23 protein-coding genes are annotated in these 23,433 nt (G+C 66.9%); 14 read left to right on the forward strand and 9 right to left on the reverse strand.

Features of this window, described 5'->3' with window-relative positions:
• A complete protein-coding gene (locus ACT6UX_RS08560) occupies nucleotides 1–2,079 on the forward strand; it encodes a hypothetical protein (protein ID WP_444774727.1) in 2,079 nt (692 codons plus the stop codon).
• On the opposite strand, the gene ACT6UX_RS08565 is transcribed toward ACT6UX_RS08560, so the two are convergent.
• The 3 genes from ACT6UX_RS08565 to ACT6UX_RS08575 are packed head-to-tail and all read right to left on the reverse strand — an operon-like array spanning nucleotide 2,080 to nucleotide 4,868.
• Nucleotides 2,080–2,817, reverse strand: a complete 738-nt coding sequence (locus ACT6UX_RS08565; RefSeq protein ID WP_444774728.1) for an SDR family NAD(P)-dependent oxidoreductase — start codon at nucleotides 2,815–2,817, stop codon at nucleotides 2,080–2,082. It abuts the gene before it with no gap.
• Complete coding sequence (locus ACT6UX_RS08570; protein WP_444774729.1) at nucleotides 2,814–3,785, reverse strand: Bug family tripartite tricarboxylate transporter substrate binding protein; 972 nt, start codon at nucleotides 3,783–3,785, stop codon at nucleotides 2,814–2,816. Before ACT6UX_RS08570 ends, ACT6UX_RS08565 begins: the two co-directional genes overlap by 4 nt.
• A gap of 24 nt (nucleotides 3,786–3,809) precedes the next feature.
• On the reverse strand, nucleotides 3,810–4,868 hold the full coding sequence (locus ACT6UX_RS08575) for a LacI family DNA-binding transcriptional regulator (RefSeq protein ID WP_444774730.1): 1,059 nt from the start codon (nucleotides 4,866–4,868) through the stop codon (nucleotides 3,810–3,812).
• Between the two features lie 60 nt (nucleotides 4,869–4,928).
• On the opposite strand from ACT6UX_RS08575, the gene ACT6UX_RS08580 reads away from it, so the two are divergent.
• From ACT6UX_RS08580 to ACT6UX_RS08600, 5 genes are all read left to right on the forward strand, one after another.
• On the forward strand, nucleotides 4,929–6,587 hold the full coding sequence (locus ACT6UX_RS08580; protein ID WP_444774731.1) for a flavin-containing monooxygenase: 1,659 nt from the start codon (nucleotides 4,929–4,931) through the stop codon (nucleotides 6,585–6,587).
• Nucleotides 6,584–7,123: a VOC family protein gene (locus tag ACT6UX_RS08585; protein ID WP_444774732.1), complete on the forward strand. Its 540-nt coding sequence runs from the start codon at nucleotides 6,584–6,586 to the stop codon at nucleotides 7,121–7,123. The genes ACT6UX_RS08580 and ACT6UX_RS08585 overlap by 4 nt, the downstream gene beginning before the upstream one ends.
• Nucleotides 7,124–7,203: 80 nt before the next feature.
• A complete protein-coding gene (locus ACT6UX_RS08590) occupies nucleotides 7,204–7,920 on the forward strand; it encodes a pirin family protein (RefSeq protein ID WP_444774733.1) in 717 nt (238 codons plus the stop codon).
• A gap of 70 nt (nucleotides 7,921–7,990) precedes the next feature.
• The gene (locus ACT6UX_RS08595) at nucleotides 7,991–8,764 is read left to right on the forward strand and encodes an SDR family NAD(P)-dependent oxidoreductase (protein ID WP_444774734.1); all 774 of its coding nucleotides are present in this window, start codon (nucleotides 7,991–7,993) and stop codon (nucleotides 8,762–8,764) included.
• Between the two features lie 38 nt (nucleotides 8,765–8,802).
• A complete protein-coding gene (locus tag ACT6UX_RS08600) occupies nucleotides 8,803–9,327 on the forward strand; it encodes a hypothetical protein (protein ID WP_444774735.1) in 525 nt (174 codons plus the stop codon).
• Nucleotides 9,328–9,496: 169 nt separating this feature from the next.
• Here ACT6UX_RS08600 and ACT6UX_RS08605 read toward each other — a convergent pair whose 3' ends face one another.
• Nucleotides 9,497–10,267: a glucose 1-dehydrogenase gene (locus tag ACT6UX_RS08605; RefSeq protein WP_444774736.1), complete on the reverse strand. Its 771-nt coding sequence runs from the start codon at nucleotides 10,265–10,267 to the stop codon at nucleotides 9,497–9,499.
• Between the two features lie 72 nt (nucleotides 10,268–10,339).
• On the opposite strand from ACT6UX_RS08605, the gene ACT6UX_RS08610 reads away from it, so the two are divergent.
• Together ACT6UX_RS08610 and ACT6UX_RS08615 are read left to right on the forward strand one after the other, a co-directional pair.
• The gene (locus ACT6UX_RS08610; RefSeq protein ID WP_444774737.1) at nucleotides 10,340–10,936 is read left to right on the forward strand and encodes a 2-hydroxychromene-2-carboxylate isomerase; all 597 of its coding nucleotides are present in this window, start codon (nucleotides 10,340–10,342) and stop codon (nucleotides 10,934–10,936) included.
• The gene (locus ACT6UX_RS08615) at nucleotides 10,933–11,370 is read left to right on the forward strand and encodes an OmpA family protein (protein WP_444774738.1); all 438 of its coding nucleotides are present in this window, start codon (nucleotides 10,933–10,935) and stop codon (nucleotides 11,368–11,370) included. Before ACT6UX_RS08610 ends, ACT6UX_RS08615 begins: the two co-directional genes overlap by 4 nt.
• Before the next feature lie 110 nt (nucleotides 11,371–11,480).
• On the opposite strand, the gene ACT6UX_RS08620 is transcribed toward ACT6UX_RS08615, so the two are convergent.
• The 5 genes from ACT6UX_RS08620 to ACT6UX_RS08640 form a co-directional block, all read right to left on the reverse strand.
• Nucleotides 11,481–12,470, reverse strand: a complete 990-nt coding sequence (locus ACT6UX_RS08620; protein WP_444774739.1) for an NADPH:quinone oxidoreductase family protein — start codon at nucleotides 12,468–12,470, stop codon at nucleotides 11,481–11,483.
• Between the two features lie 19 nt (nucleotides 12,471–12,489).
• Nucleotides 12,490–14,325 (reverse strand): carbamoyltransferase family protein, encoded by a 1,836-nt coding sequence (locus ACT6UX_RS08625; protein ID WP_444774740.1) that lies wholly within the window; start codon nucleotides 14,323–14,325, stop codon nucleotides 12,490–12,492.
• A gap of 15 nt (nucleotides 14,326–14,340) precedes the next feature.
• Complete coding sequence (locus tag ACT6UX_RS08630) at nucleotides 14,341–14,493, reverse strand: DUF5989 family protein (protein ID WP_444774741.1); 153 nt, start codon at nucleotides 14,491–14,493, stop codon at nucleotides 14,341–14,343.
• A gap of 18 nt (nucleotides 14,494–14,511) precedes the next feature.
• A complete protein-coding gene (locus ACT6UX_RS08635) occupies nucleotides 14,512–14,955 on the reverse strand; it encodes an SxtJ family membrane protein (RefSeq protein ID WP_444774742.1) in 444 nt (147 codons plus the stop codon).
• Nucleotides 14,956–15,037: 82 nt separating this feature from the next.
• Nucleotides 15,038–15,715 carry a TetR/AcrR family transcriptional regulator gene (locus ACT6UX_RS08640; protein WP_444774743.1) on the reverse strand — a complete coding sequence of 226 codons (678 nt, stop codon included), beginning with the start codon at nucleotides 15,713–15,715 and terminating at the stop codon, nucleotides 15,038–15,040.
• 118 nt (nucleotides 15,716–15,833) lie between these two features.
• Between ACT6UX_RS08640 and ACT6UX_RS08645 the strand changes: the two genes are divergently transcribed.
• The 6 genes from ACT6UX_RS08645 (at nucleotide 15,834) to ACT6UX_RS08670 (ending at nucleotide 23,301) form a co-directional block, all read left to right on the forward strand.
• Nucleotides 15,834–16,499: an HAD-IA family hydrolase gene (locus ACT6UX_RS08645; protein WP_444774744.1), complete on the forward strand. Its 666-nt coding sequence runs from the start codon at nucleotides 15,834–15,836 to the stop codon at nucleotides 16,497–16,499.
• A gap of 4 nt (nucleotides 16,500–16,503) precedes the next feature.
• Nucleotides 16,504–17,055, forward strand: a complete 552-nt coding sequence (locus ACT6UX_RS08650) for a regulatory protein RecX (protein WP_444774745.1) — start codon at nucleotides 16,504–16,506, stop codon at nucleotides 17,053–17,055.
• Nucleotides 17,056–17,088: 33 nt separating this feature from the next.
• Nucleotides 17,089–17,439 (forward strand): arsenate reductase (glutaredoxin), encoded by a 351-nt coding sequence (gene arsC, locus ACT6UX_RS08655; RefSeq protein WP_444774746.1) that lies wholly within the window; start codon nucleotides 17,089–17,091, stop codon nucleotides 17,437–17,439.
• Between the two features lie 4 nt (nucleotides 17,440–17,443).
• Nucleotides 17,444–19,111, forward strand: a complete 1,668-nt coding sequence (locus tag ACT6UX_RS08660; RefSeq protein WP_444774747.1) for an adenylate/guanylate cyclase domain-containing protein — start codon at nucleotides 17,444–17,446, stop codon at nucleotides 19,109–19,111.
• A 60-nt stretch (nucleotides 19,112–19,171) separates the two neighbouring features.
• The gene (locus tag ACT6UX_RS08665) at nucleotides 19,172–19,648 is read left to right on the forward strand and encodes a tetratricopeptide repeat protein (RefSeq protein ID WP_444774748.1); all 477 of its coding nucleotides are present in this window, start codon (nucleotides 19,172–19,174) and stop codon (nucleotides 19,646–19,648) included.
• A gap of 131 nt (nucleotides 19,649–19,779) precedes the next feature.
• The gene (locus tag ACT6UX_RS08670; RefSeq protein WP_444774749.1) at nucleotides 19,780–23,301 is read left to right on the forward strand and encodes an indolepyruvate ferredoxin oxidoreductase family protein; all 3,522 of its coding nucleotides are present in this window, start codon (nucleotides 19,780–19,782) and stop codon (nucleotides 23,299–23,301) included.
• The last annotated feature ends 132 nt before the right edge of the window (nucleotides 23,302–23,433 follow it).

The raw sequence follows: 23,433 nt of genomic DNA on the forward strand, positions 1-23,433 counted from the left end.
ATGACATCGGCCGTCTCGGTCGCCTTCGATCCGCTGCTGCCCTGGACGGTGCTGGCCGTGCTGGGCGCAATCGGCCTCGTGCTGGTGCTGCTCGGCCTGCGCGCCGGCGCGCGCGGCACGATCTGGCGGCTGGGTTCGCTCGTCGTCGTGCTGGCGGCGCTGGCCAATCCCTCGCTGATCGAGGAGCAGCGCAAGCCCATCGCCGACGTGGCGCTGGTCGTCGTCGACGACAGCGATTCCATGGCGATCGGCGAACGGCGCCAGCAGGTGCAGACGGCGCGCGAGTCGCTGAAGCGCAAGCTCGGCCAGCAGGACGGGCTGGAAGTGCGCGAGGTGGTACTGCCGCCGTCGCACATCCAGCTCGGCAGCGAACGGCCCGGCGGCACGCGCCTGATCGACGCGATGCGCTCGGCGCTGATCGAGATTCCCCAGGAACGGCTGGCGGGCGTGGTGCTGCTGAGCGACGGCCAGGTCCATGACGTGCCGGCCGGCGTGCCGCCGGAGCTCGGCGGCGCGCCGGTTCATGCGCTGATCGCCGGCAAGAAGAACGAGCGCGACAGGCTGATCGTCCTCGAACAGTCACCGCGCTTCGGCGTGGTCGGCCGCGAGGTGACGACCAAGTTCCGGATCGAGGACCCCGCGGGCGGCACCGCGCCGGTCACGCTGTCGGTCGGCGGCGAGGTCGTGAAGCGTATCGATGTCCCGGTCGGCCGCTCGGTCGAACTTCCGATCACCGTCGGCAATCCCGGCGCCAACGTCGTCGAGCTGGAAGTCGGCCCGGGCCAGAGCGAACTCACCCTCGACAACAACCGTGCGCTCTTCACCATCAACGGCGTGCGCGACCGGCTGCGCGTGCTGCTGGTTTCGGGCGAGCCCTACCAGGGCGAGCGGGCCTGGCGAAACCTGCTGAAGAGCGACCCCGCGGTCGATCTCGTGCACTTCACCATCCTGCGCACGCCGCAGAAGGACGATTTCACGCCGGTGCGCGAACTCTCGCTGATCGTGTTCCCGATGCGCGAGCTGTTCGAACAGAAGCTGAAGGAATTCGACCTGATCATTTTCGACCGCTACGAGTCGGGGAACCTGATCACGCGCGACTATTTCCGCAACATCACCGAATACGTGAAGGGCGGCGGCGCGCTGCTCGTCTCGGTCGGCCCGGTGTTCGCGACCCAGCGCTCGCTCTATCGCACACCGCTCGGCGCCATCCTGCCCGGCGCGCCGACGGGCGACGTGGTCGAGACCGGCTTCAAGCCCAAGGTCACCGAGATCGGCCAGCGTCATCCGGTGACGGCGAACCTGCCGCAGGCCGGCGATCCCAACAAGGAACCGGAATGGGGCCGCTGGTTCCGCCTGGTCACCTCGCGCACCGAGCGCGGCAATGCCGTGCTGGCCGGCGCCGAGGAGAAGCCGCTGGTGATCCTCGACCGGGTCGGCGAGGGTCGCGTCGCACAGCTTCTGTCCGATCACCTGTGGCTGTGGAACCGCGGCATCGACGGTGGCGGTCCGCAGCCCGAGCTGGTCCGCCGGGTCGCGCACTGGCTGATGAAGGAGCCCGACCTCGAGGAAGAGGCGCTGCGCGCCACCGCCGTCGGCGGCCGCATCGAGATCTCGCGCCGCACGCTCGCTACCACGTTCCCGCAGGTCACGATGACCTCTCCGGGCGGCGCCACCCGCACGCTCGACCTGCGCCAGACGGCGCCGGGCCTCGGCGTCGCCGTGGTCGATGTCGACAAGCCCGGACTCTACCGCTTCGACGACGGCACGCTTCGCGCCGTCGCCGCCGTCGGCAGCCCCGATCCGCTGGAATTCTCCGATGTGCGCGCGACCGACGCGAAGCTGAAGCCGCTGGTCGAGGGTACCGGCGGCGGCCTGATGTGGCTCGCCGACCAGTCCGATCCCGAAATCCGCACCGTCCGCCCTGGCCGCGCCGCCGGCGGTTCGGACTGGATCGGACTGCGCCGCAACGAAGGCTACACCGTCGCCGGCATCAACCAGCTGCCGCTGCTACCCGGCATCCTGGTGGCACTGGCCTTCCTGATGGCCATCGCCAGCGCCTGGTGGCGCGAGGGTCGCTGATCAATAAGTCGCCCGGCCGCCCGAAATATCGAACACCGCGCCGGTCGAGAAGGAGCAGGCCGGGGAGGCCAGCCAGAAGGCCAGTTCGGCAACTTCTTCCGGTCGCACCATGCGCGCCATGGGCACGCTGGCCAGCAGCTTGGCGCGCCGCTCGTCGGTGAGTTCGCCGAAGATCGCCGTCTCGGAGGCCGAGGGCGTGATTGCGTTGACCAGCACGCCCGAGGTGGCGAGTTCCTTGCCCATCGACTTGGTGAGGGCGATGACGGCGGCCTTGGAGGCGACATAGGCTGCGACGTTGGGATTGCCGTCCTTGCCCGCGATCGAGGCGATGTTGATGATGCGGCCGCAGCCGCTCGCCACCATATCGGGCACCGCGGCCTGACAGCAGCGGAACGTGCCGTTGAGGTTGATGTCGAGCACCCGATGCCATTGCTCTTCGGGATACGAGGCGATGCCGGCCGAGGGGCCAAGGATGCCGGCGCTGTTGACCAGGATCGACGGCGCGCCGAGCGCTGCCTTCGTGGCCGACCAGGCCGCCCTCACCGCCGCCGTATCGGTGATGTCGACGGCAAAGGGCGTGGCGAGGGCGCCGATCTCACCGGCGGCGCGTTGCGCGCCGGCTAGATCGACGTCCCACAGCGCGACCCGGATGCCATCGCGCGCGAAGCGATGCGCGATGGCACGGCCGAGGCCGCTGGCCGCGCCGGTGACGACGGCGGCCTGCGTGACCGGGCTCATGGCTTGACGTTGGCCTGCTGCGCGATCTTGCGCAGCGTCGCGATGTCCTTGGCCGTCTGCGCCTTGAGATCGTCGGGGCTGATGGTCGAGGCGGTCATGCCGAATTCGGCCCAGCGCGCCTTGATGTCGGGCATCGCCAGGATCTTCAGCAGCTCGGCATGCAGGCGCTGCACGATCGGCTTGGGCGTGTTGATCGGCGCCATCAGGTCGTAGCGCCAGACGAAGTCGAAATCGACGCCCTGCTCGACGAAGCCCGGCACGTCGGGGAAGTTGATCGAGCGTCGCGTGCACGACACGACGACCTTGACCTTCCCTGACTTGACCATCGGCACCGCCGACTGAACGTCGGAGAAGCCGAGCTTGATGTGGCCCGCCGCCACGTCGTTGAGCACGGGCGCCGCGCCCTTGTAGGGCACGTGGGTCATGTTGATGCCAGTGCCGGCCCGGATGATCTCGGCGCAGAGATGCCCCGTGGAGCCGTTGCCCCAGGTCCCGTAGTTCACTTCGCCGGGCTTGGCCTTGGCCAGCGCGATCACGTCACGCAGGTCCTTCACCGGATAGTCAGGAGTGGCGATCATCACGACCGTGGCCGAGCCGATGTCGGCCAGATGCTCGAAATCCTTTACCGGATCGTACGGGAGGTCGGGCATCACCGCGGGATTGACGACGACCGTGCTGGCCGAGCCGAGGACCAGCGTATAGCCATCCGGCGGCGCCTTCTGGGCGGCTTCCATGGCGATGACGCCCGAAGCCCCCGGCTTGTTGTCGACGATCACGGTCTGCCCAAGCGCCGTGCCGAGTTTTTCTGCGAGGGCCCGCGCCACCAGATCGGTACCGCCGCCCGCGGCGAACGGCACGATCAGGCGGATCGGCTTGCTCGGCCACTTGGCGTCGCTGGTCTGCGCAACTGCGGGCGCCGTCACGCCCAGCGCCAAAGCCAGGGCGAACGCCCTCCGGAACATTCTCATTCTTTCCTCCACACAGGTTCTTGATTACGTCGACGTCGGCGGCCCACACGATTCACGCAGCACGAGATCGACCGGCAGCAGCGCGCGCGACTGGCCCTCCCCCGTGCCCCGCAAGCGTTGCAGCAACAGTTCGGCCGCCGCCCGGCCGACATCTTCCAGGCTCCAGCGCAACGCCGTGATCGCCGGCGTATGCACGGCGGCGAGATCGGTGTCGCCGACGGCAATCACCGAGAGGTCGCGGGGCACCGAGAGTCCGAGATCGCGCGCGGCGCGCAGCGCGCCGGCCAGGATGCGGGTGCCGAGCGCGATGATCGCGGTGGGACGCCGGTCGCGGCGCAGCAACTCGAGCGCGTCGCCCTGCGCGAAGTCCATCGACGATTCCTGCAGGCAGACCAGCGCTCCCGCGGGATCGATATCGGCCTCGGCAAACGCCGCCTTGAAGCCCGCGATGCGCTCGCGGCCCGGCCGCATGCGCGCGCCCGGCGTCAGCAGCGCGATGCGGCGATGGCCCAGCCCGATCAGGTAGCGCGTCGCGGTTCGCGCGCCTTCGCGATGGTCGACCAGCACCGCGGGCCAAGGCGCGTCGTCTTCCCCAGGCACGTCGCGGTCGAGGATGACGACTGGCGCGCCGCCGGTGGCGAGGTCGCGCCAGGCGCGGTCGTTCTCGTCGCTACCGGGCGCGACCAGCATGCCGTCGAGACGCCGGCTGCGGAAGGCCGCGACCATGGCCCGTTCGCGCGCCGGATCGTTGGCCGTGTTTCCCACGATCATCAGCAGGCCGGCCTCGCGCAGCCGGGCCTCGGCCGCCTGCACGATGCTGGCATAAAGCGGATTGGCGAGGTCGGAGACCAGGCAGCCGACCATCCCGGTCGTGCGCGTCCGCAGGCTGCGCGCCTGGAAATCCGGCTGGTAGCCGAGCTTCTCCGCCGCGGCGGCGACGTCGCGCGCCACCCTGGCGCTGACGTTCTTGCCGCCGTTCAGCGCCCGCGACACCGACCCGACCGACACGCCGGCCGCCCGGGCCACGTCTCGAATGGTCGTTCTGGAAACGATTTCTGCCATACGAGCGCATATAATTGACATCGATGTCGCTGCTTGCAAGGTTAAATTGGAAACGTTTCCATTGCGTGGAGTTTGCCGATCATGAGTGCGTCCGTCGTGGAGCGCGTGAATACGAACGAGACCGACGTCGAGTGCGATGTCGTCGTGGTGGGCGCCGGCTTCGGCGGCCTCTACGCGCTGCACAAGATGCGCGAGATCGGACTTTCGGTGCGCGGCCTCGAGGCAGCGCCGGATGTCGGCGGCACCTGGTACTGGAACCGCTACCCCGGCGCGCGCTGCGACGTGCCCAGCCTGTTCTATTCCTACAGCTGGTCGTCGGAGCTGCGCCGCGAATGGCGCTGGACCAATCGCTATGCCGGCCAGGAGGAGATCCTGAGCTACGCCCGGTTCGCCGCCGACCGGCTCGACCTGCGCAAGCTGATCCAGTTCGACACGAGGGTCGCCGGAGCGACCTTCGACGAGAAGACCGGGCACTGGATCGTCGAAACCGATCGCGGCGACCGGCTGCGCGCCCGCTTCGTCATCATGGCGACCGGCGGCCTGTCGGTGCCCAACACACCGGACATTCCCGGCGTCGCCGACTTCCAAGGCGCCATCTATCACACCGCGCGCTGGCCGCAGGAGCCGGTCGACTTCGCGGGCAAGAAGGTCGGCATCGTCGGCACCGGGTCGTCCGGCGTCCAGGCGATCCCGATGATCGCCCGGGAAGCGAAGCAGCTCGTCGTGTTCCAGCGCACGCCCAACTTCTCGGTGCCGGCGCGCAACCGCCCGCTGACCGACGAGGACCATGGGAGCTTCGACGACGGCCTGGAGACTTACCTCGCCAGTCTCGAGCAATCCGATTTCGGGCGCGTGCCGCCGACGGCCTTCACCGCCGAGGTGCCGCCGCGCGACGTGCAGTGGGCGCGTTACGAACAGCTCTGGCAGGAGGGCGGCAGCGGCGGCTTCCTGAAGGCCTTCCCCAACATCCTGGTCCATCCCGACGTCAATGACGTGTGTGCCGATTTCGTGCGCCAGAAGATCCGCGAGACGGTGAAGGATCCCAAGACCGCCGCAGCCCTGTCACCCTCGGGCTATCCGTTCGGCGTGAAGCGCCTGTGCGTCGATACCGACTATTTCGACACCTACAACCGGCCGAACGTCGAGCTGGTGAACCTGCGCGACGAACCGATCGAGAGGATCACGGCCCATACCGTCGACACGGCGTCGCGACGCTTCGAGCTCGACGCGCTGGTCTTCGCCACTGGCTTCGACGCGGTGACCGGGGCCCTGCTCGCCGTCGACATCCACGGCCGCGACGGCGCCACCCTCAAGAACGCCTGGTCGGAAGGGCCGCAGACCTATCTCGGCCTGACCGTGAAGGGCTTCCCCAACCTGTTCACCATCACCGGCCCGGGCAGCCCGTCGGTAATCGGCAACGTCATCACCAATTGCGAGTACCACGTCGAGTGGATCGCCGAGTGCCTCAACCACATGCGCCGGCACGATCTCGCGACGATCGAGCCCGACGGCGAGGCGCAGATCGCGTGGGGGCGGCACGTCGCCGAAGTCGCCGACCGCACGCTCTTCCCCAAGGCCAACTCCTGGTACCTGGGCGTCAACATTCCCGGCAAGCCGCGGGTCTTCATGCCGTATATCGGCGAGGGCTACCGCACGACCTGCAAGGAGATCGTGGCCGACGGCTACCGCGGCTTCCGCTTCGGCGGCACGACACGCGCGCTGGGAGAGGCCGCCGAATGAGCCGCCTGTTCGGACCGATCCGCCAGAACGGCTATGTCGTGCGCGACATCGAGGCGGCGATGAAGCACTGGATCGACGTGCTGCAGGTCGGGCCGTGGTTCTACATCGACCGTGTCCAGACCGACTGGTTCCGCCATCGCGGCCAGGACTCGACCGCCGAGCTGAGCATCGCACTGGCCAATTCCGGCGACCTGCAGATCGAACTGATCCAGCAACGCAACGATGCGCCGTCGATGTACAAGGAGTTCCTCGACTCGGGCCGCGAGGGCCTGCAGCACGTGGCCTTCTGGTCGACCGACTACCAGTCGCTGTACGACCGGGCGCTGGCGCTGGGGTACAAGCTCGGACACGAGGGCCAGATCGGCGGCGAGCGCGGGCGTTTCGCCTACTTCGACACCGGCGCCCCGGCCAATCCCCATGCCGGCACCGTCATCGAGATCTCCGACATCAGCGGCAACAAGGGCCGCTTCTTCGAGTACGTCCGCGAGCGCGCCCGCACCTGGGACGGTTCCGATCCCATCCGGCGTCTGGGCTGAGCTGCGCTCAGCCCACTTACCAACCAGAAACTTGATCCCCCTCCTTGTTGGGCCATTTTGGGAACAGCAAGGAGAACACCATGATCGAGCTCAGACCCTTCGATAAATTGGGCAAGTCGGACCACGGCTGGCTCAAGGCGAACTTCCATTTCAGCTTCGCCGACTACCGCAACCAGGACCGTGTCCACTGGGGAGCGCTGCGCGTCTGGAACAACGATCGCATCGCGCCGCAGTCGGGCTTCCCGCCGCACCCCCACCGCGACATGGAAATCGTGACCTACGTCATCAAGGGCGCGATCACGCACAAGGACCATCTCGGCAACGAGGGGCGGACCGAGGCGGGCCAGATTCAGGTGATGAGCGCGGGCAACGGCATCCAGCACGCGGAGTACAACATGGAGCAGGCCGAGACCGAGCTGTTCCAGATCTGGATCATTCCCAACAAGCAGGGCGTGCCGGCGCGTTGGGAGACCGTGCAGTTCCCCGCCGACGCGCGCGACGGCAGGCTGGTGCCGCTGGCCTCGGGCCGCGGCGACGACGGGGCGATCCCGCTCTATGCCGACGGCTCGCTGATGGCCGGCACGGTGAAGGCGGGCCAGTCGATCCGCCAGAAGCTGAACGGCAAGCCGACCTACCTCGTGCCGGCCAAGGGGAAGATCGAAGTCCGCAGCAGCGACGGCACGGTCGTGACGGCGAATGCCCGCGACGGCGTGGCCGTCGTCGACCAGGACGACATCGAGATCGTGGCGCTCGAGGATGCCGAGATTGTGCTGGTCGAAACGGACCGGCTGAACTGACCTCTCGTCAGATTGACGCTATGGACCGGGCGGGGTTTGATCCCGCCCGGTTTTCGTTTGGGAGGGACGCATGGCCTACAAGGGCTTCGATCTGACGGGCAAGGTGGCGCTGGTGACCGGCGGCAACGGCGGCATCGGCCTCGGCATGGCCGACGCGATGGCCCAGGCGGGCGCCGGCGTCTGCATCTGGGGTACGCGCAAGGAGAAGAACGACGCGGCCGTCGAGCAGCTCAAGAAGCATGGCGGCAAGGTCCACGCCCAGATCGTCGATGTCGGCGACGAGAAGCAGGTCGAATCTGCCTTCGCCGAGACGGTGAAGGTGATGGGCCATGTCGACAACTGCGTCGCCAACGCCGGCGTCTCGGGACGCGGCAAGGGCTCGATCCTCGAGATGGACTACGCGGAATGGCGCCGCGTGCTGCAGATCAACCTCGATGGTGTTTTCTTCACGTTCCGTGCAGCTGCCAGGCACATGGTCGAGCGCGGCCAGGGCGGTTCACTGGTGGCGATGGCCAGCACCGCGGCGATCGAAGGCGCGGCGCGTTCCAGCCACTACGGCGCCAGCAAGGGCGGCGTCACCGCCATGGTGCGCGCGCTGGCCGTCGAACTCGCGCGTTACAAGATCACGGTGAACTCGATCCTGCCCGGGTGGATCGAGACCGAGATGACGGCCAATGCGGTGGCCAACCCGAAGTTCGCCGGCAACGTCCTGCCGCGCATCCCGGCTCGCCGCTGGGGCAGCGGCGCCGACTTCGGCCCACTCGCCGTCTACCTGGCGAGCGGTGCGACCGGCTATACGACGGGGCGCGACTTCGTTATCGATGGCGGCTATACGTTGTTTTAGTCCGTCGCCACTGCAGCATCAGACTCTGGGGAATATTCATGATCAATCGCTTCGCAGCCAGCCTGGCCGTCCTTGTCGCTTTCGGCGCGCTGCCGGCGCTCGCGCAGCAGCCGCCGAAGGCGACCGCCGCCGCGGCGACGCCCAAGGCCGACGAGGACCGCTATGTCGGCTACTACTATCCGAAGCCGACCGCGGTCGAGAACTACGCCTCGCCGATGCAGACGATCGCCGGCGCCGAGCGCGCCCAGCGCGTGCAGTTCGCCACGGTCGTGTCGCAGGGCACGATCCAGTCGGCCTATCGCGTTCCCTACTCGGTCTTCGTGAAGGGCGAGAAGGCGGATAAGATGATCATCGTTGGCCTGCAGCCGGGCGAGATGAGCACGATCTACCGCGCGCGCGCGATCCTCGCGAACATGACGACCATGTCGCGCCTGTCGCCGTTCTTCCAGGAGCGCACGATCGCCGAGGATGCGAACTTCTTCGACCTGCTGAAGCTGCTCGGCTTCCAGCAGATCACGATCAGCGACGGCGACAAGTTCACCCACCAGGTGAATATCAAGTAAGCGCCTTCATAGGCGCTGGCGGGCGGCAGCGCTTGTAATCAAGCGCCAGAGCCCCGCATGGCCGGAATGGCGCACCTCGATCTTTTCTGCGCGGCGCGGCGCCCGCGCTTCGGTCGTTGTGCTCCCTGCAGCGCTATACGCCGCCGGCAGCTCCGCTTCGCGGAGCTGCCTAAATAGCGTTCATGCCGCCGTCGATCACCAGTTCGGCGCCGGTCATGAAGCGGGACTCATCCGAAATCAGGTAGAGCACGCCGTAGGCAATGTCCTCTGGCGTGCCGAAATGGCCGATCGGCACGCGCTGCCGCGTGCGCTCGCGCGCCTTCTCGCTGGGCAGGATGTGCTCGCCCATCGGCGTCATGATGATGCCGGGATGCACCGAGTTGCAGCGCACCTTGTAGCCCTTGCGCGCACAATCCATCGCCACCGTCTTGGTGAACTGCCGGACCGCGCCCTTGCTGGCGCCATAGGCCGAGAGATCGGGCGTGCCGAGCAACGCCGCCAGCGACGACATGTTCACGATCGAACCGCCGCCCGAGGAGCGCAGCGCCGGCACCCCGTACTTGCAGCCGAGGAACACGCCCTCGACGTTGATCGACAGGATACGTCGCCACTGGTCGAGGCTCTCGCCCTCAAAGGAAGAGGGAAACGGTCCGGCGATGCCGGCATTGTTGACCAGCCCGTTCAGCCGGCCTTCGCGCGCCAGGATGTCGTCGATGATGCGCTTCCAGTCCGCCTCTTTCGACGTGTCCTGCTCCTCGAAGCGGGCGCTGCCCCCTGAGTTCAGACTGGCAATCTGCTGAACCGTCTCGAGCCCACCGGCACGGTTGACGTCGGTCACGATCACCGTCGCACCCTCGGCCGCGAGCAGCTTCGCGGACGCGCGTCCGATCCCAGATCCGGCGCCCGTCACCAGCACGACCTTGTCCGCAACACGGCTCATGCAATCCCTCCCTGAACTTTCTTGTCGCGAAGCTAGAAGCGGCGCACGCTTGCGACAAGCAAGGAGGAACGCATGGCCCGCACGCTGGAATTCTACTTCGACTACGGCAGTCCCTACAGCTATCTGGCCGACACGCAGGTCGAGGCGATCGCGCAGCGCGCCGGCGCCACGCTGGTGCGCAAGCCGATGCTGCTGGGCGGCGTGTTCAAGGCCACCGGCAATCATTCACCGGCCGAGCTGCCACAGAAATCCACCTGGAGCGGCTTCGACATGCCGATGTGGGCGCGCCACTATGGCGTACCGTTCCAGCGCAATCCGTTCTTTCCGGTGAACACGCTGGCCTTGATGCGTGGTGCCGCGGCGGCGCAGATCGACGGATCGTTCGAGCGCTATCATCCGGCGGTCTTCAAGGCGATGTGGGTCGAGGGCCGCGACCTCAACGACATGAAGGAGGTGGCAGCCGTGTTGACCGCAGCCGGCCTCGATGCCGCGAAGTTCGGCGCCCGCATCCAGGACCAGGACGTGAAGGATCGCCTCAAGGCGACCACCGAGGAGGCAGTCGCGCGCGGCGTATTCGGCGCGCCCACCTGCTTCGTGGACAAGATGATGTTCTTCGGCAACGATCGCCTCCCCTTCGTCGAATTGGCCCTCAAGGAAGAACTTAAATGAAGAAGTTCGGTGTCCTCATCGCCGCCGGCATGTTGTTCGCGGCGGCGCCGTCCTTTGCGCAGACGGTCGGCACCTGCCCGCGCGGCGGCGGCGGCAACCAGCCGCAACCGGTCCGCGTCCTGTTTGCGCTGAACAGCTCGCAGGTGCCGCCCGCCGAGAAGCCGGCGATCGCCCAGGCGGTGAAGACCGCGAAGGAGCGCCAGGTCTCCGCCATCTGTCTGATCGGCCATACCGACAAGCTGGGCGACAAGGCCTACAATGAGAAGCTCGCGCGGGCGCGCGCCCAGGCGGTCGCCGCCGAGATGATCCGCGACGGCTATCCGGCGAAGAACATCACCATCGTCGCCGACCCGGAAGCCTTCGGAAACATGAGCTTCGGCAGCGACAATGCCTCGCAGATCGACCGCAAGGTGACGATCTTCTACGCGCGTTGAATCAAAGCCCGTCGTCTCGACCGTAGCGCGCCCCTCGGAAGCCCTCGGGGCAGGCTCCGGCGCGAAGTGGAGAGACCTACGGTCTTTGTTACGTCGACATCATCTCGATGTTACGTCGACATCATCTCGATCGCGACCTTGCCGACGACCTTGCGGTCCATCAGGACGCGGAAGGCATCGGCGGCCTGTTCCATCGGGAAGCGGTGCGAGACGTGCGGGCGCATCACGCCCAGTGCCGCGAGCCGCGGCAGTTCCTCGACATAGTCGCGGCCGAGTTCGGGCGAGAGGCGCAGGATCGTCTCACCGGCGCGCACGCCGAGCACCGACAGGCCCTTGATCAGGATGTGGTTGGACATCAGCTTGCTCGGCCCGCCCGAGGTGAATCCGACGACCAGCAGGCGCGCGCCATAGGCGGCCGCCCGCACCGACTTCTCCAGCACCTCGCCGCCCACCGGATCGTAGATCACGTCGCAGCCCTTGCCGTCCGTTATCTCCTTCACGGCCGCGACGAAGTCGCCGGTGCGATAGTTCACGACCTCGTCGGCGCCGTTTGCGCGCACGACCGAGAGTCTCTCATCGTCGCTGCCGGTAGCGATCACGCGCGCACCGATATGCTTGCCCAGCTGAACCGCCGCCAGGCCGACGCCGCCGGACGCGCCATGGACGAGCAGCACCTCGCCCTTCTTCAGCGCCGCGCGATGGACCAGCGAGTGATAGGCCGTCTGCGCCGCGACGCGAAAGCCCGAACCCTCGGCGAAGGACCAGCCCTCCGGCAGGCGCATGAGATTGCCGCTGGCCTTCAGCTTCACGTACTCGGCGAAGGCGCCGGGACGAACGCCGAAGATCACGCGCTCACCGGGCTTCCAGTTCGCGACATCCGCGCCGACGGCGTGGATCGTCCCCGCCCCTTCCATGCCGGGCACGAAGGGCAGCTGGGGCTTGTGCTGGTAGCCGCCGGCGACCATCAGCACGTCGGGGAAATTGACCGACGCGGCGCCCACCTTCACGACGATCTCGCCCGGCCCCGCGTCGGGGATCGGGCGTTCCTCGATATGCAGAACGGAAGGATCGCCCAGGCGATCACAGACTATGGCTCGCATGCGGGGCACCCGCATCGGCCTAGTCGAGCTCGAAGGCGTTCTTGTAGTCGAGCTTGAGGGCCGGATCCTGGTCTTCCTTGCGCAGGAAGCAGTTGCCGACCACCAGGACCTCGATCTCGCTGCCCATGAAGCAGCGCCACGCATCCTCGGGCGTGCAGACGATCGGCTCGCCGCGCACGTTGAACGAAGTGTTCACCACGACCGAGCTGCCCGTCTTGGCCTTGAAGGACGAGATCAGGTCGTAGAACGGCTTGTTGGTTTCCGCGTGGACGGTCTGGATGCGGCCCGAATAGTCGACGTGGGTCACGGCCGGGATGTCCGAACGCGGCACATTCAGCTTTTCGATACCGAACAGCTTCTCCTCGTCGGCGGTCATCTTGCGGCGCCGCTCCTCGACGACCGGCGCGACCATCAGCATGTAGGGGCTGTCGGTGTGGAACTCGAAATACTTGTCGACGTCTTCGCGCAGCACCGCCGGCGCGAAGGGGCGGAACGACTCGCGGTACTTGACCTTGAGGTTCAGCGTCTTCTGCATCGAGGGCGAGCGCGCGTCGCCCAGGATCGAGCGGGCGCCGAGCGAACGCGGACCGAACTCCATGCGGCCCTGCATCCAGCCAACCGCCTTGTCGTCGGCCAGCGCCTGTGCCGTCTGGTCGATCATCTCGTCCCGCGTCAGGCGCGAGAACTTGGCGCCGACGGCCGTCAGGCGCTCGGCGATCTCGTCGTCGGTGAAGTCCGGGCCGAGATAGGAACCGGCCATGCCGTCCATATGGCCGTTCAGCTTGCGCGGTTGGCCGAGGAAGCCGTGATAGGCGGCATAGGCCGCCCCGACCGCACCGCCGGCATCGCCGGCCGCCGGTTGCACCCAGATGCCATCGAAGATGTTCTCGCGCAGCAGCTTGCCGTTGGCGACGCAGTTCAGCGCGACGCCGCCCGCGAGGCAGATGTTCTTGACGCCGGTTTCCTTCTTCACCGACTTGCCGAGGCGAATCACGATCTCCTCGGTGACGGCCTGGATGGAGGCCGCAAGATCCATGTGGTGCTGCGTCAGCGTCTCTTCGGGGGTGCGACGCGCGCCGCCGAACAGCGCGCCGAACTTGTCGTTCGTCATGCGCAGGCCGGTGCAATAGTCGAAGTAGGTCTGGTCGAGGCGGAAGGTACCGTCTTCCTTGAGGTCGACAATCTTGTCGAGGATCAGGTTCTTGAACTTGGGCTCGCCATAGGGCGCGAGGCCCATGACCTTGTACTCGCCCGAGTTGACCTTGAAACCCGTGTAATAGGTGAAGGCCGAATAGAGCAGTCCGATCGAGTGCGGGAAGTGGATCTCGCGCAGCATCTCGAGCTTGTTGCCGCTTCCCATGGCGAGCGACGTCGTCGCCCATTCGCCGACGCCGTCCATGCAGAGCACGGCGGCCTCTTCATAAGGCGACGGGAAGAACGCCGAAGCGGCATGGCTCTGGTGATGCTCGCCGAACAGCAGGCGCTTCTGCCAGTCGAAGTCCGGCTCCCACTTCTTCATCTCGTCGCGCAGCAGCGTCTTCTGGAAGAGCTTTTCCTTCAGCCACAGCGGCATGGCCATACGGAAGGAATTGAAGCCACGCGGCGCGTAGGCGAGATAGGTCTCGAGCAGGCGCTCGAACTTCAGGAACGGCTTGTCATAGAAGGCAACGTAATCGACGTCCTGAAGCTTGATGCCGGCGCGGTCCAGACAGAACTGGACCGCATTCTGCGGGAAGCCCGCATCGTGCTTCTTGCGAGTGAAGCGCTCTTCCTGTGCGGCGCTCACCAGATGGCCGTCCTCGATCAGCGCGGCCGCGCTGTCGTGATAGAAGGCCGAGATGCCGAGCACCCGCATGGAAGGTCCTACCCTTTAGAAGAGCGTATAGATGAACGGCGCGATGGCCGAGCCCTTGGTGAGCACGATCAGGCCGCCGAAGATCACCATCATGATCATGATCGGCAGCAGCCAGAACTTCTTGCGCTCGCGCATGAAGGTCCAGAGTTCGACGATAATTGAGCCCATGGATCGGTCCTTTCGAAATCAGAACTGATTTTTCATCGATTGCGGCGGCGGCCCCGGAGGGCTGCGGTCGATCCAGTAGCTCTTGGCATCGCGGTCGAGCTTCAGCCGCAGGAAATCCTTCCCGAATGCCCGCATCACGAGGCCGATCGGCATGATCGTGACGAAGAACAGCAGGCCGAGGATCAGCGGGTTCATGACCTTGTAGAGGAGCAGCCCGAACTTCAACCAAAGCCGGTTGAGCGGGCCGAGGAGCTTCGGATAGACGAGCGCCACCAGCAGGAAGGCCGCCGCGAGCGGCAGCATCCACTTCCAGGCGGCGCCGTGCTCGAAGCCGTGGCGCCACAGGTTGATGGCGCTCAGGATTCCGAAGAATCCTGCGAAAACGAACCCAAAGCCACGATCCGAGCCCGCCTTTACGTGCTCTTCGCGCGAGAAGTCTTCATGAAGCTGGCTGGTCGCCATTTACCGAGTGTTCGTCAATTGAATGGGGCTCTTAACTCTCTGATCCCAAACGCCAAGTCAATTGGCGACCAGCAGGGGGTGGCTATTCCGCCGCAACCGAGGCGAAGCGATGGCCCAGGAGGGCCGTCAGCGTCATCCGCCACACAGCCGCGGCCCGGTCGAAGCTGAGCTTGTCCCGGCGGCGCAGGACGATCCAGGCGTCCAGCGAGAGCGCTGCCCCGATCGCATCCGCCAGATCCTCACGGGCCTGCTCGCCCAGATTGGCGAACTCCGGCGCGAATGCCTCGAAAGTAGCCTTACGCAACTCAAGCTTGAAGGCTTCACCGCGCTCGAGCAGGGCCGGATGGTCGACGAACTGGCCGGCGGCGACGCGCAGCGGCACGATCTTGTCGAACACTTCCGCGAAGCCCTGGACGACCGAGGCGATCCGCTCCGCCAGCGGACGGGAATCCGACGCCTGCTGCTGCGGCACGACGATGTCCTGGCCGATTGCGTCCATGACAGTTACGAAAAGCGACTCGACGTCGCCGAAATGCTGGAAAACCGAGCGGACCGACACGTCGGCCCGACGTGCGACCGCCACCACGGTGGGAGCGGTGCTGGTCTCGGCGATCATGATCTTGGCGGCTTCGATGATCTTGCGACGGGTCTCGGCGGCGCGACGATTGCGGCCATCGGGACGAGCCGTCCCAGTCGAGTCCGTTCCTGCTGCCACTACCGCCACTGCGTTGCCGCGCGGCATTACCGCTGCTTCGCTCATGTGCAAATTCCTAATCCGGAGTTCAGGCTTGGATGGTCAACGTCCGACCGGTCGCCTATGGAGGGCGTGAGATAAGGGCCGACTGCGGCAGCAACAAGGTAAAGACGGTCGCACCACCATGAATACGAGCCATGCAAAAACCCCGCTCGCGGTCCTCTGGGATTTCGGCGGCGTGATCCTTTCCAGCCCCTTCGATGCCTTCAACCGCTACGAGGCGGAGGCCGGTCTTCCCAAAGATTTCCTGCGAGGGCTGAACGCGCGCAATCCCGATGCAAATGCCTGGGCCAAAATGGAACGAAGCGAGGTTTCGCTGCAGGGCTTCGTCGACCTGTTTGAGGAGGAAGCGCGCCTCCAAGGCCATCGCGTCGAGGGCTGGAAGATTCTGCAGGCACTGAGCGGCGACATTCGGCCGCAGATGGTCGAGGCGCTGCGACGCTGCAAGGCGACGTTCCGGGTGGCCTGCATCACCAACAACATGAAGGCGGGCGAAGGGCCCGGCATGGCGCGTAGCCCGGATAAGGCCCGGGCGGTCGCGGAAATCCTGTCTCTTTTCGAGCATGTCGTCGAATCGAGCAAAGTCGGCCTGCGCAAGCCCGATCCGCGCATCTACCAGCACGCCTGCGATCTCCTGGGCGTGCCGCCCGAGCGTTGCATCTATCTCGACGACCTCGGCATCAACCTGAAGCCGGCCCGCGCGCTCGGCATGCGCACCATCAAGGTCGTCGATCCCGAGGTCGCGATCGACGAGCTGCAGGCGATGGTGGGGATTCCGCTGCGGGGCTGACGCCGTGAAGCGCACCGCCTCCCCGATCACGGCGAAATATCTGCAGAACGCCGCCGTGTTCTATCTCGAGCGGTATGCCAGTTCAGCCGAGGGGCTGCGACGCGTCCTGCGGCGACGGGTCTCCAAGGCCAGGCTCCTCGACGCGCCGGTGATGGACAATGTCGACGAGGCCATCGAGGCGGTCGTCCAGAAGTTCGTGACGGCCGGCCTGCTCGACGACAAGGCCTTCGCCCAGACCAAGGCGCGCGCGCTGCACCGCCGCGGCCTGTCGGGGCGCCTGACGCGCCAGCGTCTGCAGGTTGCGGGTGTTGGACGCGAGGATGTCGACAAGGCCATGGAAGCGCTCGACGACGAGCTCGGGACCGCCCCGGCCGAGCGCGAGCTGCAGGCTGCGCTGGCCTTCGCCCGGCGCCGACGGCTCGGCCCCTGGCGCATGAAAGACCGCGAGGCCAACAAACCGCGCGACCTCGCCTCGATGGCCCGCGCCGGCTTCGCCTACGAGCTCGCCCGCAAGGTCATCGAGGCGAGCGATCCCGAGTCTCTGGACGAAACCTGAACCGCTCGCCATGGTTCGACCAACGAGGACCGCATGACCGTCACGATCTGGCACAATCCGCGCTGCAGCAAGTCGCGACAGACTCTCGACCTGCTCAAAAGCAACGGCGTGGAGCCGGCCGTCCGCGAGTATCTCAAGGAGCCGCCGAGCAAGGCGGAAGTCGAGAAGCTCGTGGCGCTGGTCGGCGGCGATCCGCGCGCGCTGATCCGCGACGGCGAGGCGGAGTTCAAGGCACTGAAGCTCAAAAAGGCCGATCTCACCACGGCCCAGATCGTGGATGCGATCGCCGCCCACCCCGTGCTGCTGCAGCGTCCGATCGTCGTGAAAGGCAAGCACGCCGTGATCGGCCGCCCGCCCGAGGCAGTGCTGCCTCTGCTGAAATGACGCCATGACCGGACGGCTTCGCCTCTGGTCGGGCTACGTCCTCTTCCTCTACGTCGTCACCCATCTCCTCAATCATGCGCTCGGCCTCGTGTCGCTGCGCGTCCTCGAAGAAGGACGCCACTGGTTCACGCTCGTCTGGAGCAATCCCGCGGGCCAGATCCTGCTCTACGGGTCGCTGCTGGCGCACTTCCTGCTCGCACTGTGGTCGCTCTATCGGCGGCGCGCGCTGAAACTGTCGCGCTGGGAATGGACGCAATGGCTCCTGGGCGCCGCAATCATTCCCCTGGGGACGATCCATGTCGCCGGCACGCGCCTGGCGGCCGATCTCTACGACGTCCAGCCTGGATATCCGTGGGTGCTGGGCACGCTCGTCGCCGGTAGCTGGACCGGTGTCGTGAGGCAGTTCACCCTGCCGCTCGTCGTCTGGATGCATGGCTGCATCGGCCTGCACTTCGCGCTGCGCCTCAAGCCCTGGTATCGCGACTGGCTGCCGCTGCTCTACGCCGTGGCGCTTCTGATTCCCGCCGCCAGCCTTGCCGGCGCTGCGGTCGCGCTGCGCGACGTCGCGGAGCTGGCGCAGCGTCCCGGCTTCCTCGAAGCCCTGTTCGAGCGGGCGCACATTCCCACCCCCGGGCAGATCGCCCACCTCTACTCGATCGCAGCCGGACTCGAATACACGGCGCTCGCGCTGCTGGCGGTGGCGATCGCCGCCCGTCCCTTGCGCGATCTCTGGGAACGGCGCGCCGGTGTGGTGCGGCTCGACTACGGCGACCGTCGCAGCGTGACCCAGCCCACCGGCCTGTCGATCCTCGAGATGAGCCGTGTGGCCGGCATTCCTCACGCCTCGGTCTGCGGCGGTCGAGGCCGCTGTTCGACGTGCCGTGTCCGCATCAGCGGTGACGATCGTCACCGCTTGCCACCCGCGTCGCCCGAGGAAGCGAAGGTGCTAGCGCGTATCGGCGCCCCGGCCAACGTCCGCCTTGCCTGCCAGCTGCGCCCGCCGCCCGGGCACTATCGTGTGGCGCTGCTGTTGCCGGCCGCCGCCGGCCCGGTCGAAGCCTATCGACGGCAGCCCCTGGCCCATGGCGGCGAGCGCTACATCGCCGTGCTGTTCGCAGACATCCGTGGCTTCACCACCATTTCGGAAGGCAAGCTTCCCTACGACGTCGTCTTCCTGCTCAATCGTTACTTCCGCGCCACGGGACAGGCGGTCGAAGCCGCAGGCGGGCGTCTCGACAAGTTCATCGGCGACGGCGTCATGGCGATCTTCGGCCTCAACCAGGAACCCCGGGTCGCCTGCCGCCAGGCACTGGATGCGGCACGCCGCATGGCGCTGGCCCTCGCCGATCTCAACGAGGCGATGTCCGGCGATCTCGACCAGCCGCTCCGCATCGGCATCGGCCTCCATGCCGGCCCTGCCATAGTCGGCGAGATGGGCTACGCGCGCGCGGCCCAGATCACCGCAATCGGTGACACGGTGAACACGGCGAGCCGTCTCGAATCGCTGACCAAGGAGTTCGCCGTTGAGCTGGTCGTGTCGCAGGAGCTGCTCGACCGCGCCGGCATCGATCTCGGCGAAGCGCCTCGCCACGAGGTCGAGATTCGCGGCCGGCAGGGCCGGCTCTCCGTCCGCGCCATCGCCCGGGCGTCTGATCTCACGGCAATGTCATGAGATTTTCGTTGTCCGGCAGGTAGGCCCGTCCAAGATGCGGGACCTTCAGGAGGCCATCCCATGCGATCTCTTTTCCTCGCCGCGGCTCTTGCCGTGATGACCCTTGGCCCGTCCCTGCCCGTCCAGGCAGCCGGCGGGACCGCAGAGCCGGCCAAGCCGGTCGACGCCAACTACACGCGCGCCAAGGCGATGATCGAGGCAAGGGACTACAAGGGCGCGCTGCCGCTGCTGCAGCAGGTCGTCGCCAAGGATGCGAAGAATGCCGACGCCTACAACCTGATGGGCTTCGCCACGCGCAAGTCGGGCGATCCCAACGCTTCGCTGCAATACTATCAGCAGGCGCTTTCGATCGATCCCCGCCACATCGGCGCCTACGAATATCTCGGCGAGGCCTACCTGATGCTGGGCCGCCTGCCGGAAGCCGAACAGCAACTGGCGCGACTCGACTCGCTCTGCACCTTCGGCTGCGCCGAATACCGCCAGCTCAAGGCCGCCATCGCCGACTACAAGGCCGGTAAGCGTCCGGCGACGAACTAGCGGACGGACGGAGCCTCGGCGGAATTCGGAACGGCGGTAGGCCTCGATAGGCTTTTCCGCCGGCGGCTTCGCCCGCTATGCTGCGGCGGAATAAACGCCCGTTCACGCCGCCGCATCGGAGGGCTCCCGCGATGAGCACCGTCACCCCAGTTCCGCTCGTATTCGGCGATTACGCCCTCGAGGACCGCTACCGGCTCGGCAAGGGCCGTGTCTACATGACCGGCATCCAGGCGCTGGTCCGGCTTCCCATGATGCAACGCCAGCGCGATCTCGCGGCTGGCCTCAACACCGGCGGCTTCATCTCCGGCTATCGCGGCTCGCCGCTCGGCATGTACGACAACGCGCTGTGGGGCGCGAAGCGCTACCTGAAAGAGAACAACATCCACTTCCAGCCCGGCCTCAACGAGGATCTCGCGGCGACATCGGTGTGGGGCAGCCAGCAGACCAACCTGTTCCCCGGCGCCACCGTCGATGGCGTCTTCTCGATCTGGTACGGCAAGGGCCCCGGCGTCGACCGTTCGATGGACGTGCTGAAACATGGCAACGCGGCCGGCACCTCGCCGCATGGCGGCGTGATCGCGCTGGCCGGCGACGACCATGGCTGCCAGTCCTCGACCCTGCCGCACCAGAGCGAGCAGGTCTTTGCCGCGGCCATGATTCCGGTCGTCAATCCCGCGACCGTCCAGGAATATCTCGACTACGGCATCCTGGGCTTCGCGCTGTCGCGTTACTCGGGCTGCTGGGTCGGCTTCAAGGCGATCTCCGAGACGGTCGAGAGTGGCGCCTCGGTGTGGGTCGATCCCGAACGCATCCAGATCGTGATGCCGACCGACTTCCAGCTGCCGCCGGGCGGTCTGGGCATCCGCAATCCCGATCCGCCGCTGGAAGCCGAGAAGCGCCTGCACGGGCCGAAGATGGCGGCGGTTGCCGCCTTCGTGCGCGCCAACCGCTTCGACCGCACGGTGATCGAGCCGACCGAGGCCGGCACCAAGGCCCGCATCGGCATCATGACGACCGGCAAGGCCTATCTCGACACGCGTCAGGCGCTGGAGGATCTCGGCATCGACGATGCCCGCGCGCGGGCGCTGGGCATCCGCCTCTACAAGGTCGGCGTGACCTGGCCGCTGGAGGCCGAAGGCGCACGGCGCTTCGCCGAAGGCCTGCAGGAGGTCATCGTCGTCGAGGAGAAGCGCTCCAACCTCGAGGACCAGCTTCTGCGCATCCTCTATCACCTGCCGGCCGACCGCCGCCCGACGGTGATCGGCAAGGCCGACGAAAGCGGCCGCATCATCCTGCCCAGCGAAGGCGAACTCACGCCGACCGGCGTCGCCATGGTGATCGCCGGCCGCCTGATGAAGCATGAGGGCGAATCGCCCGAGCTGCGCCAGCGCCTCGCCCGCCTCGAAGGCAAGGAGAAGCTGCTGTCGGCGCCGCCGCCCAAGGTCGCGCGCACGCCGTTCTTCTGCTCGGGCTGCCCGCACAACACCTCGACCAAGGTGCCCGAGGGCAGCCGCGCCATGGCCGGCATCGGATGCCACGGCATGGCGATCTGGATGCCCGAGCGGCGCACCTCGCTGATCTCCCACATGGGCGGCGAGGGCGTGGGCTGGGTCGGCCAGGCGCCGTTCCATTCCGACAAGCACATCTTCCAGAACCTGGGCGACGGTACCTATTACCATTCGGGCCTGATGGCGATCCGCCAGTCGGCCGCCGCCGGCGTCAACATCACCTACAAGATCCTGTTCAACGACGCCGTCGCGATGACCGGCGGCCAGCCGCACGACGGGCCGCTCACGGTTCCCGAGATCACGCGGCAGGTCGAGGCCGAGGGGGCGAAGAAGGTCGTCGTCGTCACCGACGAGCCCGACAAGTATCCGATGAATGCCGGCTTCGCGCATGGCGTCACGATCCGCCACCGCGATGAACTCGACGCCGTGCAGCGCGAGCTGCGCGAAATCCCGGGCCTGACCGTCCTGGTCTACGACCAGACCTGCGCCGCCGAGAAGCGCCGCCGTCGCAAGCGCGGCACCTTCCCCGACCCCGACAAGCGCGTCTTCATCAACGACGCCGTCTGCGAAGGCTGCGGCGACTGTTCCGAGAAGAGCAACTGCGTGTCGGTGAAGCCGCTCGAGACCGAGCTCGGTCGCAAGCGCCAGATCGACCAGAGCAATTGCAACAAGGACTTTTCCTGCGTGAACGGCTTCTGCCCGAGCTTTGTGTCGGTGCATGGCGGCGTTCCCGCCAAGGCACGTCGCCGCAAGCTCGAGGTCGTGGCCGAGGATCCCTTCGCGTCGCTGCCCATGCCGACCCTGCGGCCTCTCAGCGAAGCTTACGGCATCCTGGTGACCGGCATCGGCGGCACCGGCGTCATCACCGTCGGTGCGTTGATCGGCATGGCGGCCCACCTCGAAGGCAAGGGCTGCACCGTCCTCGACTTCACCGGGCTGGCGCAGAAGAACGGCGCGGTCATGAGCCATGTGCGGCTGGCGCCCAAGCCCGAGGATCTCCATGCCGTGCGCATCGCCGCCGGCGGCGCCAACCTGGTGCTGGGCTGCGACATGGTCGTGGCCGCCTCGCCGGCCGCGCTGTCGCGCATTGAACAGGGCATCACCAAGGCCGTGATCAACGGCCACGTCCAGCCGGTCGCCGCCTTCGTCATGAACGGCGACATGGACCTCGGCGCCGAGTCCATGATGAAGGCGATCCGCGATGCCGCCGGCGACGAGGCCACCTCGTTCATCGACGGCACCGGTCTCGCCACCGCGATCCTGGGCGATTCGATCGCCACCAATCTCTTCATGCTGGGCCATGCCTGGCAGAAGGGCCTGGTGCCGCTGTCGTTCGAGGCGCTGATGCGCGCCATCGAGCTGAACGGCGTCGCCGTCGAGAGCAGCAAGCGTACCTTCGACTGGGGCCGCCTCGCCGCGCACAATCTCGCCACCGTGCAGGCGGCCGCCAAGCCGGCGATGAGGATCGAGAAGCCGGTCGCGCGCACGCTGCCGGAGATCGTGTCCAGGCGGGTCGAGCTGCTGACCTCCTATCAGGACAGGGCCTATGCCGAGCGCTATCGCGCACTGGTCGACAAGGTCGCCAAGGCCGAGAAGGCCAAGGCGCCGGGCCGCCGCGGCCTCGCCGAAGCGGTCGCCAAGTCGCTCTACAAGCTGATGGCCTACAAGGACGAATACGAAGTCGCCCGCCTCTACAGCGATGGCGAGTTCCACAAGAAGCTGCGCCAACAGTTCGAAGGCGACTACAGGGTCACCTTCCATCTCGCGCCGCCGCTGTTCGCCGATCGCGATCCGGTGACGGGCGAGCTGAAGAAGAGCGAATTCGGCGGCTGGGTGATGCCGGCGTTCCGCCTGCTGGCGTCGCTGAAGCGGCTGCGCGGCGGCCGGTTCGACATCTTCGGCTACAGCGAGGAGCGGCGCATGGAGCGGCGGCTGATCGGTGAGTACGAGGCCACGGTCGAGACGCTGCTGGCCACGCTGGGACAGGACAACCACGCGCTTGCCGTACAGATCGCGTCGGTGCCGGAAACGATGCGTGGCTTCGGCCACGTCAAGGAGAAGAACGTGAAGGCCGCGAAGGAGCGCGAGGCGTCGCTGCTCGCCGCCTACCGCAGCCCCGCCAGCCAGTCGATCGCCGCTGAATGAGGCGGCGCCGAGGAGCCACTCGGCGCGAGGGCGGGACGCCCGCACTCCCTATAAGGGGTTTGGGGAAGGAACGCGGACGTCCCGGGTACGCATGCCGGCCGCGAAGGGAGGCTGGCAGCCGGCATCTTCGGG

The organism is Reyranella sp. (genome assembly GCF_052439685.1).
GTDB lineage: Bacteria > Pseudomonadota > Alphaproteobacteria > Reyranellales > Reyranellaceae > Reyranella.